Annotated in this window: 13 protein-coding genes; 5 read left to right on the plus strand and 8 right to left on the minus strand. The window is 63.3% G+C overall.

The features are described from left to right. Positions 1-32: 32 nt before the first annotated feature. Both RBA95_RS06550 and RBA95_RS06555 read right to left on the minus strand, forming a co-directional pair. Complete coding sequence (locus RBA95_RS06550) at positions 33-521, minus strand: hypothetical protein (protein ID WP_306016045.1); 489 nt, start codon at positions 519-521, stop codon at positions 33-35. Positions 522-579: 58 nt separating this feature from the next. After that, on the minus strand, positions 580-1,308 hold the full coding sequence (locus RBA95_RS06555; protein WP_306016046.1) for a glycosyltransferase family 2 protein: 729 nt from the start codon (positions 1,306-1,308) through the stop codon (positions 580-582). 110 nt (positions 1,309-1,418) lie between these two features. Between RBA95_RS06555 and RBA95_RS06560 the strand changes: the two genes are divergently transcribed. The 3 genes from RBA95_RS06560 to RBA95_RS06570 all read left to right on the plus strand — a co-directional run bounded on the left by RBA95_RS06560 (position 1,419) and on the right by RBA95_RS06570 (position 4,676). Further along, positions 1,419-3,122, plus strand: a complete 1,704-nt coding sequence (locus RBA95_RS06560) for a glycosyltransferase family 39 protein (RefSeq protein ID WP_306016047.1) — start codon at positions 1,419-1,421, stop codon at positions 3,120-3,122. After that, positions 3,119-4,021, plus strand: a complete 903-nt coding sequence (locus RBA95_RS06565) for a hydroxymethylglutaryl-CoA lyase (RefSeq protein WP_306016048.1) — start codon at positions 3,119-3,121, stop codon at positions 4,019-4,021. Before RBA95_RS06560 ends, RBA95_RS06565 begins: the two co-directional genes overlap by 4 nt. A 100-nt stretch (positions 4,022-4,121) precedes the next feature. Next, entirely contained in the window at positions 4,122-4,676 is a 555-nt protein-coding gene (locus tag RBA95_RS06570) for a DUF305 domain-containing protein (RefSeq protein ID WP_306016049.1), read from the plus strand. A gap of 20 nt (positions 4,677-4,696) precedes the next feature. Here RBA95_RS06570 and RBA95_RS06575 read toward each other — a convergent pair whose 3' ends face one another. From RBA95_RS06575 to cysS, 4 genes are read right to left on the minus strand one after another with little or no spacing between them, the layout of a single operon-like run. Further along, positions 4,697-5,599 (minus strand): glycosyltransferase family 2 protein, encoded by a 903-nt coding sequence (locus RBA95_RS06575; protein WP_371933597.1) that lies wholly within the window; start codon positions 5,597-5,599, stop codon positions 4,697-4,699. Further along, positions 5,596-5,952 (minus strand): membrane protein insertion efficiency factor YidD, encoded by a 357-nt coding sequence (gene yidD / locus RBA95_RS06580; protein WP_306016051.1) that lies wholly within the window; start codon positions 5,950-5,952, stop codon positions 5,596-5,598. The genes RBA95_RS06575 and yidD overlap by 4 nt, the downstream gene beginning before the upstream one ends. 59 nt (positions 5,953-6,011) lie before the next feature. Next, complete coding sequence (locus RBA95_RS06585; protein WP_306016052.1) at positions 6,012-6,440, minus strand: iron-sulfur cluster assembly scaffold protein; 429 nt, start codon at positions 6,438-6,440, stop codon at positions 6,012-6,014. 39 nt (positions 6,441-6,479) lie between these two features. Next, positions 6,480-7,868 carry a cysteine--tRNA ligase gene (cysS, locus tag RBA95_RS06590; RefSeq protein WP_306016053.1) on the minus strand — a complete coding sequence of 463 codons (1,389 nt, stop codon included), beginning with the start codon at positions 7,866-7,868 and terminating at the stop codon, positions 6,480-6,482. A gap of 288 nt (positions 7,869-8,156) precedes the next feature. On the opposite strand from cysS, the gene folE reads away from it, so the two are divergent. Further along, complete coding sequence (gene folE / locus RBA95_RS06595; RefSeq protein WP_306016054.1) at positions 8,157-8,786, plus strand: GTP cyclohydrolase I FolE; 630 nt, start codon at positions 8,157-8,159, stop codon at positions 8,784-8,786. A gap of 62 nt (positions 8,787-8,848) precedes the next feature. Here the strand turns inward: folE and RBA95_RS06600 are convergent, their stop codons facing one another. Further along, positions 8,849-9,481: an FMN-dependent NADH-azoreductase gene (locus RBA95_RS06600; protein WP_306016055.1), complete on the minus strand. Its 633-nt coding sequence runs from the start codon at positions 9,479-9,481 to the stop codon at positions 8,849-8,851. Between the two features lie 104 nt (positions 9,482-9,585). On the opposite strand from RBA95_RS06600, the gene RBA95_RS06605 reads away from it, so the two are divergent. Continuing rightward, a complete protein-coding gene (locus RBA95_RS06605; RefSeq protein ID WP_306016056.1) occupies positions 9,586-10,452 on the plus strand; it encodes a LysR substrate-binding domain-containing protein in 867 nt (288 codons plus the stop codon). A gap of 57 nt (positions 10,453-10,509) precedes the next feature. Here RBA95_RS06605 and sppA read toward each other — a convergent pair whose 3' ends face one another. Further along, complete coding sequence (sppA, locus tag RBA95_RS06610) at positions 10,510-12,381, minus strand: signal peptide peptidase SppA (RefSeq protein ID WP_306016057.1); 1,872 nt, start codon at positions 12,379-12,381, stop codon at positions 10,510-10,512. Positions 12,382-12,435: the final 54 nt, after the last annotated feature.

Consider the following 12,435-nt stretch of genomic DNA (forward strand, 5'->3'; position numbering starts at 1 on the left):
CCGGCCGTTCTTGTTCGTGGGATGGAGCAGGACTAGCCCGCGCCGAGATCCCGGCGCGCCGAGATGGCGGTCACCGTGAAACCGGCCACCACATCCAGCAGCGCCATCACGATCAGAAGGAAGAAGGTCGAGGTCGCAAAGACCGGCACCAGCAAGAACAGCAGGATGCCGATCAGCAACGTCGCCATGGACAGGCCGTGATTAAGCAGCGAGGACGTCCCCGAGCTGGCCGAGCCGATCATCTCGATGAACAGCATCACAAGACCCAGCGTCAGGATCAGGTCGGCCGCCGACACCGCCCAGTCGCCGCTGGGCAGGCCCAGCGTGAACAGCGCATTGGTCAGCATGGACGCGCCTTCAGCGCCGAAGAATGCATCGCTGTACGCCACAAGGGCGTAGACAATCATCGGAATGAGAAGTTTCGGAAAAATCGTGAACATGTTGAGCCCCCCGCTCTGTTGAACTTGCGCTTCAGAGCTGGCGAGCCCCACAGCAACACCTGAACCCGTCGAATCGGCCATGGTCGGCCTCCTATCCCCGTCGCCCGTCCACCACCAGCGCCGGATCAGACCGGAGCCTCTAGATCTCGTCCCAGCCGCCGGGCTGACGCGCACGACTGTTGAGCCACATGATACCTAGCATATCGCTCAAAGAGGCGAAAAGGCGACCCAGATTGGTATATTTCGATTGTCCCGCCATGCGTGGCCTGTGGCCCACATCCCGAAACGCCACATGAAAGCCTTCGCGCTTCATGAGGGCGGGGAGGAAACGGTGCTGATGATCAAAGAAGGGTAGCATCAGATAAGCGTCGCGGCGGAAGGCCTTGAGCCCGCAGCCGGTATCATCGGCATCGTCATTGAGCAGCGCCTTGCGCACGCCATTGCCAATGCGCGAGGCCGTCTTCTTCCACTCGCTGTCCTGACGTCCGACCCGGCGACCCGCCACCATGCCCGTGGTGTCCGGCTCTTCGACCAGAGCATCGACCAGGGTGGGAATGTCGGCAGGCGGGTTCTGGCCATCCCCGTCCAGCATGCACACGATCGGCGCCCTGGCGGCCAGCACGCCCGTGCGGATGGCGCGCGACTGCCCGGCATTCTTGCGATGCGCGACAATGCGCAAAGTCGGAATGGCGTCCTTGGCCTCGATGAGTTCCGACAAGGTGCCATCGGTGCTGGCGTCATTGACCAGCACGATTTCGTGAGAACGGTCCTTCAGCACGCCATAGATTTCTTCGGCAAGGCGTGCAGCATTGCCCGCCTCATTGTGCATGGGGGCGATAATGCTCAGCTCGGGGCGGGAATCGGTCATGAAACGCTACGTCTTGGACGGTCTTGCTTGAAGAATAGCTCGCCGCGTTTCATACCGATTATTGAGACAGACGCACGATCTTTTTCTGTTTTCGAGCGCCCGGGCCGTTCATGTCACTGCAAGACCGCCTGATAAACACCGAACGGGCCAGCCTGTTCATCGCCTTGCTGGCGCTCCTTGCGAGCCTGGCGAGCGTCTTCACCTTGCCGGTCCTGGACCGCGATGAAGCGCGCTTCGCCCAGGCCAGCGCGCAGATGGTTGAAACCGGCGATATCATCGATATCCGCTTCCAGGATCAGCCCCGGCACAAGAAACCCATCGGCATCTACTGGCTGCAGAGCCTGACGGTGGCCGCGACCACAGGACCCGAAGCGCGCGAGATCTGGGCCTATCGCCTGCCGTCCGTGCTCGGCGCCATGCTGGCTGCGCTCAGCGCCTTCTGGATCGGACGCCGTCTCTATGATCACCGCACGGGCGTGTTCGCAGGCGCGCTGGTGTCTGTCACGCTTCTGCTCGCCAGTGAGGGCGGCATCGCCAAGACCGACGCCATGCTGTGCGCGATGACCGGGCTGAGCGTTCTGTCCCTCATCGAGGTCTGGCTGGCGGAGACCGCCGCCAAGCGCCGCAAATGGGCGGTATTGATGTGGGTGTTTGTCGCGCTCGCCGCCCTGATCAAGGGCCCGGTCACGCCGCTGATGATGGGGCTGGCCGTTTTGGCGCTGTGCGCCATCGAACGGCGGGTGATCTGGCTGAAGGTCTTTTTCTACTGGCCTGGGCCGGTGCTGGCGGCGCTGATCATTCTGCCCTGGCTTGTGGGCGTCCAGATGGTTTCGGGCGGCAGCTTTCTGTCCGAAGCGCTGGGCGGGGACATGGCGCCGAAGGTCACATCCGGTCATGAAGGCCATGGCGCGCCGCCGGGCAGCCACCTCTTGCTGCTGCCCATCCTGTTCCTTCCCGCCATTGTCAGCCTGCCCGCCGGTCTGGCGAGCCTGATCCGGGACTGGCGCGAACAAACCCCGGGCGCACAGGCGTCACGCCTGCTGGTCGCTTTCATCGCGCCGGCCTGGCTTGTGGTCGAGCTTCTGCCGACCAAGCTGCCGCACTACCCCCTGCCCATCTATCCCGCACTCGCGGTGGTCGCCGGATTGGGCTTTGTGCGCTGGGGACGCGTGGAGCGGCGCTGGCGGCTTCTGGGGCTGGGCCTGCTGGCGCTGGGCGTCATCGCCGCCGCAGCGGTGCTCATTGCGCTGGGCTGGCGGTTCAATGGCGCGCTCTGGGCGGCGTATCTCGCCACCGGCCTTATGGCGCTGGGCGGTCTCGCCGCCACCTTCGCGCTCTATATGCGCCGATATGATCTGGCGCTGATCGCGCTCGTCGTGCTGGGGCTGAGCTGGCACGGCCTGGGACGCGGCGTGGTGGCGCCGTCGGCGGCCATCCTGTTCCCGTCCAACCCCGCCGCGGTGGAGATCGCCGATTTGCGCACGCAGGCGCCGGATGCGCGCCTGATCTCGACCTATACCGAACCGAGCTTTGTCTTCCTGACCCGAGGCGAGGTGGAGTTGCGCGACGCGGACGCCATCGCTGCACAACTGGCGGCGGGAGACCTCGATTTCTCCGCCCCGCGCCTTTACGTGTTTGATCTGAGCCGCTGGAGCGACCATGCGGCGCAAACCCTTCGTCCACTGGTCCAGCGCGCCTGCGCGGTGCGTCTTGTGGACGGGTTCAACTATTCACGCGGTGACGACACCATCCTGCTCATCGCCGCGACCGGCTGTGGATCAACCACAGCGGAGACTCCAGGGAGTACGCCATGAGCCGCCCGATCGAGATTGTGGAAGTCGGTCCCCGCGACGGATTGCAGAACGACCCGGTCCTGCTGGACACCTCGGTGAAGCTTGAATTCATCGAGCGGCTCATCGAGACCGGCGTCAAACGCATGGAAGCGGCGAGCTTCGTCAATCCCAAGGCCGTGCCGAAAATGGCGGATTCCATCGAGGTGATGGCGCAGGTCCCGCGCGATCGCGGCGTGTCCTTCATCGGATTGGCGCTCAATGAGCGCGGCATGCGCCAGGCGATCGAGTCCCGCTGTGACGAGATCAATTATGTGATGGTCGCCTCTGAGGGCTTTGGCAAACGCAATCAGAACGCCACGCCGCAGGATACCGCCGATCTGCTGGACCGGATCGCCGTGCTGGCTCACGACGCCGCCATCCCGCTGTCCGCCACCATCTCGGTCGCCTTTGGCGATCCGTTCGACGGCGAAGTGGACCCGGTCATTCTGGGCGAGCTGGCGGGACGCGCCGCAGCCGCCGGCGCAACCGAAATCGCCCTGGGCGACACCATCGGCGTGGCGACGCCCTGGCAGGTGGAGAAGGCGGTCGAGATCGCGCGCGAGGCCGCGCCGAAAGCGCGCCTGCGCCTGCATTTTCACAACACCCGCAACACCGCCATCGCCAATGTCTTCGCGGCGGTCGAAGCGGGCGTGGATGTCATCGACGCTTCAGCGGGCGGCATTGGCGGCTGCCCGTTCGCACCCAGGGCGACGGGCAATGTGGCCACAGAAGACGTGGTCTACATGCTCGAGCGTGGCGGGTTCAGCACCGGCATTGATCTGGACAAGATGATCGAGACCGCGCACTGGCTGGAAACGGTGGCGCTCCAGCACCCGATCGAATCCGCCCTGTCCAAGGCCGGTCCGTTTCCACCGCGCTGAGTTCAGGGCGAACCGCCGCACCAGATCGTCCGAACGAGGGAACTTCCTCCCCATCGCCTCGTTGCATGGGCTCGACTTACTTCGAGACGAGGCCTGAAAGATGGACACCAACAGCAATTATTGGCGCTTCGCCGCCATGATCGGGACATCGACCCTGATCATGTTCGCACTCATGTATTTCAATACTTTCGCGTTCGAACATGTGCGCTGGAGCGAGACTCGCTTTTACATGACCTTCGTAATGGGCGCAGCCATGGCCGTGGTCATGCTGTCTTTCATGCTGGGCATGTACAAGAACACGAAAATCAATCTGGGCATTTATGCCGGGAGCGCCGTGGTGTTCATCCTCGCGCTGTTTCTGGTGCGGTCACAGGTCACCGTTGGGGACCAGTCCTACATGAAGGCCATGATCCCGCATCATTCCATCGCCGTCATGACCAGTGAACGAGCGGGCATCGAGGACGCCCGCGTGCGCACGCTCGCCAATGAGATCATTGAAGCCCAGCGTCGTGAGATCAAGGAGATGGAATGGTTGATCCGCGACATCGCCGAGAACGGCGCGGCGACAACCCAGGCCGAAGCTCAATCCCGTCCCGTACCCGACTTTGAAGGCCGCCTGGACCCTGAAGCACCCGCGGGTTCAGACGTGCGCTAACTCCTAGCTAGCCGTACTTTTCACAGCTCGGAGGCCGGCCATTTGCCGGCCGTCCGGGCCTGGATCTGGAACAGCACTGAACGCATCACGGCGCCCAGAAGGAAAACCGGCCCCAGGATAAATCCCTGCAACGGACCGATAATGCCGCCATGCAGGGTGAAATACCGGGCCAGTCCCAGCGCCTTGAAGATTTCGACCTTGATCTGGCTGATCTTGGAGGTGGAGCCCACATGGGCGATCTCCACACGAGGCTCGAAAATCACCTCGCCGCCCGCATCCCGCGCCCGCTTGCAGATATCGATATCCTCCACATGGAGGAAATAGCCCTCATCAAACCCGTCCAGCCGCTCGAAGCCGCGACGGGTCATCAACATGGCGGCGCCGGACACGGTGGGCATTTCAACCGGTTGGGACGGCAATGGTTCGTGTTCGCGATGGAATTTGCAAGACAGGCCCAGAAAGCCGGTCAGCGCAGACCCCAGCGTCAGCGCGCCCCGACGTCCGCCGCGTTGTTCCTTGCCATCGGGGCCAATCAGACGGGCGCCGACAATGGCGGGCTCGTCCCGGCCCTGCACGGTCTTGAGCATGCGACTGGCGTCGCCCGGCTTGAGCACCGCATCGGGGTTGAGGAACAGGAGCGCTTCTCCACGCGCCGATTGCGCGCCGATATTGCAGCCTTTGGAGAAGCCCAGATTGCCGCCCGTATGCACTAGACGCAGCTTGGCGTCATGGCGGGCGCGCTGTTCGAGCTGCTCGATCATTTCGGGCGGGTTGTCGTGATTGACGAGCACCAGCTCGTCCACGTCCGGCGCGGCGAGGACGGAATCCACGCACTCGAGCAGGACGTCACCCGTGCGATACGTCACGATGACGGCTGAAATTCCTGATCGGACTGGTTGATCCACGTCCGTTCCCCCGCTCACTCATCCCCCGGCGCACGTTCCGCCGGAAGAATGTAGCCCTGTTTGTCGCGCGCCGGCCCCTCGCGTAGCGCCCAGACTTTCCACCACGCCGCATTCGGGCGAGGCGGAGGCGCCGGATCATAGCCCCAGGTGCCGCCGGGACGACATCGCAAGACGCGACCGGCCGCCAGCCAGGAGCCCCGCCACAAGCCTTGCTCGCTGACGCAGCCGACTGCGTAATGCGAACAACTGGGCTGGTGACGGCACCGCACGCCTAACGCGTAAAGGACCGGAGACAATCCGATCTGGTAAGCGCGGAGCAGTACCAGTCCTACGCGAGTCGGCAAACGTGATATTCCAGCTCGTTCGCACATTAGAGGCTCAGTTTCACACACGATCAATCCAAAACTGGGGCCCGCAGCCGAGCCGAGGCTCAATTGCGGGCCAGCGCCGCCTCGAAAGCCTCCGTCGCCGCATCAAAGGCCAGCATGATCGAGCCATGACGCTGACGATAGGATGCAGCGGGTTGAAGCGTCTTTAGGGCCGAAAAACGACCATTCGGCGCCGCGCCGCCATCCTTCAGCATAGCCTTAAGCGCCTCTCGCGTCGCGCGAATTTCTTCAAGGTCCGCGCCGATCGCCGATCGCGCGAGCACGCTGGCGCTCGCCTGGCCCAGCGCGCAGGCCTTCACCTCGAGCCCCAAGTCGGAAATCCGGCCCGCTTCAACCCTGAGATCCAGCGTCAGTTCTGACCCGCAAATCCGCGACACCTTGTGAGCGCTGGCGTCCGGCGCGGAGAGACGACCGATATGCGGAATATCGGCCGCCAGCTCCAACAGGTCATGGGAGTAGATCTCGCTCATGATCGCTATGTCCGCACTCGGCGGGACGAAATCAAGACGTCAGTCCTTCAGCCGCCAGGTGGCGCCTTCCGGCCCGTCATCCACCTGGACATTCTTGGCGTTGAGCACATCGCGAATGGCGTCCGCCTTGGCAAAGTCCTTGGCCTGACGCGCCGCGAGCCGTTCGGCCAGCAACTGGTCGATCTCGGCGCGCAGGGCCTCATCCACCTGGTCCAGACCGAACCAGGCGTCCGGATCCTGATCGAACAGGCCCAGAAGACGGCCCGCCGCCAGAAGCTCGCCCTTGGCCTGGGCCTGCTCGGCTTCGGATTGCGCCTTGTTGGCGCGCCCCGTGATCTCGAACAGGGCCGCCAGGGCCTTGGGCGTGTTCAGGTCATCCAGCAGCGCGTTCAGCACCGCTTCGGGCACGTCGGAGCTTGTCGCCTCGACCGCGTTCAGACGCCGCAAGACGCCATAGATCCGGTCCATGGACCGCTGGGTGTTTTCCAGCAACTTGGCGTTCCAGTCGAGCGGAGCACGGTAATGACCGGTCATCAGTGCATAGCGGATGACCTCGCCCTTGATGCCTTTCTGCAGAAGGTCATTGGGTTTGATCACATTGCCAAGCGATTTGGACATCTTCTCGGACGCCATCGACAGGAAGCCATTGTGCAGCCAGTAGTTCGCCAATGGCGCGCCGGCATGGGCGCAGACCGACTGCGCGACTTCGTTTTCATGGTGCGGAAAGACGAGATCGCCGCCGCCGCCATGGATGTCGATGGTTTCTCCGAGCGTCGCCTCGATCATGGCCGAGCACTCAAGGTGCCAGCCCGGACGGCCATTGCCGAACGGCGCTTCCCATTCAGGCTCGCCCGGCTTTGACGGCTTCCACAGCACGAAATCGGCGGGATCCTTCTTGTACGGGGCCACTTCCACGCGCGCGCCCGCAATCATGTCGTCGAGCGAGCGTCCGGACAGCTTGCCGTATTTGTCGTAGCTGCTGACCGAGAACAGCACATGGCCTTCGGCGGCATAGGCGAAGCCGTCCGCCATCAACCGTTCGATCATAGCCATCATCTGGGGCATGTGCGCGGTCGCCGCCGGCTCGAGCGAAGGCGGGGTGATGTTCAGCGCCGCGCTGTCCTCGCGATAAATCCGGGCGTATTTGTCGGTGATCACGGAAATATCAACACCGGCGTCCGCGGCCGCCTTGTTGATCTTGTCATCCACGTCCGTGATGTTGCGCGCATAGACCACATGCTCCGCGCCATAGACGTGACGCAGAAGCCGGAACAAGACGTCAAAGGCCACCGGCGGGCGGAAATTGCCAATATGGGCTTCGGAATAGACCGTCGGGCCACACACATACATCGTCACCCGGTCGGCATCGATCGGAACGAAGTCGCGCTTTTCACGCGCAGCAGTGTCATACAGTTTCAGGACGGTCATTAAAGCGTTTCCAAAGTCTGAGCGCAGCGCAGGGATTTGCGTTGCACCATGGCGCCGGTCTACAACGTCGTCCGCTTGGGAAAAAGACTTGTTACGGCATTGGACATTTCAAAGCCTGAAACTACCTAAGCGCAGGACGCGGTGAAAAACCGCATCCCGGAGGAAAACATCTAGACCCGGCGCGCGCCGACGGCTTTCCCGTCCCGCCCTGCTGGATCCGGAAACCGGTACTTCGTCGTTCTGTTCTTTTGGCAGGACGGCGCCCGTCAACGAAAGGATCCGCCATTCATGGACGCCATGACTGACAAAGAAACCCTGGCCAACCTCCCTGAGGACGCCATCGTTCGCCCGACCCGTGAAGAAGCTGAAGAAGCGGTGCGCACCCTGTTGCGCTGGGCCGGCGACGACCCCCGCCGTGAAGGCTTGCTGGAAACGCCCAAGCGCGTCGTGAACGCCTATAACGACTGGTTCCGCGGCTATGACGAAGACCCGAACAAGATTCTTGGCAAGCGCTTCGAGGATGTTCAGGGCTATGACGACATGGTCATGCTGACCAATATCGATGTGGAGAGCCATTGCGAGCACCACATGGCGCCGATCCTGGGTACGGCCTGCGTGGCCTATCTGCCCGACCGCGCCGTTGTCGGCATCTCCAAGATCGCCAAGGTGGTCGAGGCCTTCTCCAAGCGTCTGCAGACCCAGGAGACCATGACCGCCCAGATCGCCGATGCGATCGAGGAAGCGATGAGCCCGCTGGGCGTCGCCATCTTCGTGGACGCCAAGCACCAGTGCATGACCACCCGCGGCGTGCACCATCCCAACGTCTCCACGATCACCACCATGTTCCGCGGCGAGTTCAAGGCGAACGCCGAACTGCGCCAGCGCTTCATGAATCTGTGTGAGCAGTCCAAGCGCTAGGCGCGGACTGATCCGCAATCAGGCGAAAGCCCGGGAGTTCCGCTCCCGGGCTTTTTTCTGTGTCACAGGCTGGCGCCGAGGGCGTGTGCGCGTCTCAGAGCCGCCTTTATGGACGCCTGATGTCTCGCATCGGCGAATTCCTGGTACTCCACGCCCACATGCTCGAAACGGTCCGCGCCCAGATAGCCCGACACCGCCTTCACATGGCCCACCAGATGGCCCTGGCCGTCCCGCACGCCGCCCGGCTCGAACCCGAACTCGCCCCAGGCCGTGGCCAGGACAAGCGTCTTGCCCGACAGGACCGGTTCCAGCGGGAAGTCGCCCCGCGCCAGATCGAAGGTGAAGGTCTGGTCCTTGCGCACCACGCTATCCACCCAGGCCTTCAGCCCCGCCGGCATGCCGTAATTGTACATCGGCGCGGTGATCAGGATGATCTGCGCCTGACGCAGTTCGGCGATGGCCTCATCGCTCGGCGCCAGAAGCTGCGTCTGCTCAGCGCTCCGGTCATCCTCGGGGGTGAAGGCGGCCGCCACCCAGTCGGACGTGATGATCGGCGGCGGGTTCACGCCCACATCGCGCTCGGTCAGTTCAAGCGTAGGATGGGTTTGCCTCAGCGACTCCATGAAGGCGTCGCCGACCTGTCGGCTCAAGGAGCCGGTTTTGCGCACGCTCGAATCCACTCTCAGGACATGCATATTTCTCACCTCTTTAAGGGTCGGGATTGAAAGAGGCTTATGAATGTCCCCATATCAGGCTGACGCGCCATAGAGATGACTTCACCTGGAGATGAGATTTTCTCATGCCCTCACAGACCTCGCACCGAGCCTTGCGCGGCTTTGAAGCCGCCGCCCGTCATCAAACTCTGGCGCGCGCCGCCGACGAGCTGGGGGTCACCTCGACCGCTTTGTCTCATGCCATCAAGGGGTTGGAAGCCCAGCTTGGCGTGCCCTTGCTGGTCCGGTCCTCGCGCGGCGTGACCGCCACCGCAGCGGGTGAACAACTGGCTCGCCGTCTCGCCGGCGCTTTCGCGGAGGTAGACGCGGCCCTGTCCGACCTCAAACCGCAATCAGGCCGTCTCACCCTGGCCGTCACGCCCGCCTTCGCCAGCCTGTGGCTGGCGCCCCGGCTGGCCCAGTTCGAAGCAGAGCTGCCCGATCTCAGCCTGCGGATCGAGACCTCCCATGCGCCTGTGGACCTCAAGCGCGCCACGCAGATTGACCTTGCCATCCGCTATGGCCCCGCCAGCGCGACTGACGATGTTCTGGTGGAGGACGCCTTTGGCGCCTTCGCCACCCCCGCGATCCGGGACAAGGCGCTGGCGGGGCGCAGCGTGGAAGTGCTCAGCCCGCGATGGCGCATGCCCATAGGCGAAGCGCCCAGCTGGCGAGACCTGTCAGAACAGGCGGGGGCCTCGTTCAAGGTGGCCCATGAACGCGTCTTCGAGGATGAACAATACGCGGTTCAGTGCGCGCTGGCGGGTCAGGGCGTCCTTCTGGGCAGCCCGCATCTGCTCAGCCTTCTGATCCAGAGACACTTGCTGGTTCCGGTGGGCCCCGTGGCCCGGCTGGACGGCCCGGCCTACAAGATTGTCGGACGCGAAGAGGCGCTGCAATCGGGCAAGGTTCGCAAGTTCCTGGGCTGGCTCAGACCCCAATTTCAGGGCTGATCACGAAAAAGGCCCGGCTGATTGAGCCGGGCCTTTCCGCAGTCCGATGTCGCCTGTCTAGCGCGCAGCCCGGAAAGCCGTGCACTCAAAGCAGGTGGCGTAGATGCCGTTGGGATCGTTCATCATGTTGATGGTCTCGATCTCGTCCTGGGCGTCACGCGCCATGTCACCCAGCAGGCCCGAGCCCAGAAGCCCTTCGCCGAACATGGCGGTGCGGGCGCTCTGACCGAACATTTCCAGGAACTGGGCGAACGGATCCACCTCGTCGCGGAATTCGATGACGCGATAATCGCCCTCTTCAAGGCCTGCGCGGGCCACCGCTGCCTGGATGGCTTCATCATAGCCGCCAAGCTGGTCCACAAGACCGCGGTCAAACGCCTGCTGGCCGGTCCAGATCCGGCCCTGGGCCACGGCATCCACCTCGTCGCGGGTCATGTTGCGCGATTCCGCCACGATGGAGAGGAAGCGCTCATAGCCGGCCTCGATGGAGGACTGGATCATGGTGTCCCAGGCATCGGTCACACCGCCGGTGGGAGACGGCTGACGCGCCGTTTCGGTCAGGGCGATGCCGTCTTCAAAGACGCCCACTTCGGCCAGGCTGTCCTCAAAGGTCGGGATGAAGCCGAAAATGCCGATCGAGCCAGTGATGGTGGTCGGCTCGGCCCAGATCTCGTGCGCCGGAGTGGCGATCCAGTAGCCGCCCGACGCCGCCACGCCCGCCATGGAGGCGATGACGATCTTGCCTTCCAGGCGCGCCATTTCCAGCTCTTCGCGGATCAGTTCGGACGCGAACGCCGAACCGCCGCCAGAGTCGATGCGCAGCACGATGGCGCGGACATCATCATCCAGGCGCGCCCGACGGATCAGCTCGGCATGCTGGTCGCCGCCCACGACGCCGCCATCGCCATTGCCGTCGACAATGCCGCCCACAGCCTTGATGACCACGATCTTGTCGGTCGGCAGCAGGTTGAACTCGCGATTGGCCTCGACATAGTCGAAGAAATCGCTGGCTTCGAAGCCCAGCGAGTCTTCCCCGTCATCACGACCAAAACGCTCTTCGAGCATGTCGCGATAATGGCCGCGACCGATCACCTGGTCGACCAGACCCGCATTGAGCGACACCGCAGCGGAATCGCCGTTTTGCGCCAGCATCAGTTCGGGCAACTGGTCCGCATAGTTCTGCAGGGCGCCGTCGGACAGACCGCGCGCAGCCTCGACGCTGTCCTGATAGGCGTCCCAGATATCGCCAAATACATAGCGATTGGCTTCCGCCGCCGGCTCGGACATCTCATCGCCCAGATAGGGCTCGAGCGCCGACTTGAACGTGCCCACGCGATAGACGTTGAGGGTCACTTCCAGACGGTCCAGCAAGGAGCGGAAGAAGGTGCGATACACGGCATAGCCGTTCACCGTCGCCCCGCCCATGTCGTGCAAGTAGATCTGGCTGGCGTGCGAGGCCAGGAAATAGCCGGTCATGGAGAAGTTGTCGCCATAGACGATGATCTCCTTGCCGGCGTCCCGGAAGGCGTCCATCTCGTTTGCGATCTGGTGCAGCGCGGCCGGATAGCCGCCGCCAAAGCGCTCGAGGTTCATCACGATGGTGGTGACATCGTCATCCTCGGTCGCCCGGCGGAAACCCTCGACCACATCGCGCAGCAGGACTTCCTCGCCCGGGCCGCCGCCCAGCAGCGACGCCGTGAAGGCGTCATTGGGAGAGATCGTGGTGGGCTCTTCCACCACCGGCCCCTCCGGCGAGAACACCAGAACGCCGCTATCGGCCATCTCGAACTCGTCGCTCGAGAACAGCCCGCCAATGAAGACGATGAGCAGGAACAGGATCAGGACGATCCCGAACAGGCGCAAGATTCCGTGCTGGAACGCGCCGATATAGCGCCAGATCCGCGCTACGATGTTTTCGTCAGACGACATGGAAACCCCTGTATTTCACCCCCGAGTGGACCGTTAAGGTGGCCCACCCGTCCA

It is taken from the genome of Oceanicaulis sp. MMSF_3324, assembly GCF_030733545.1.
Taxonomy (GTDB): domain Bacteria; phylum Pseudomonadota; class Alphaproteobacteria; order Caulobacterales; family Maricaulaceae; genus Oceanicaulis.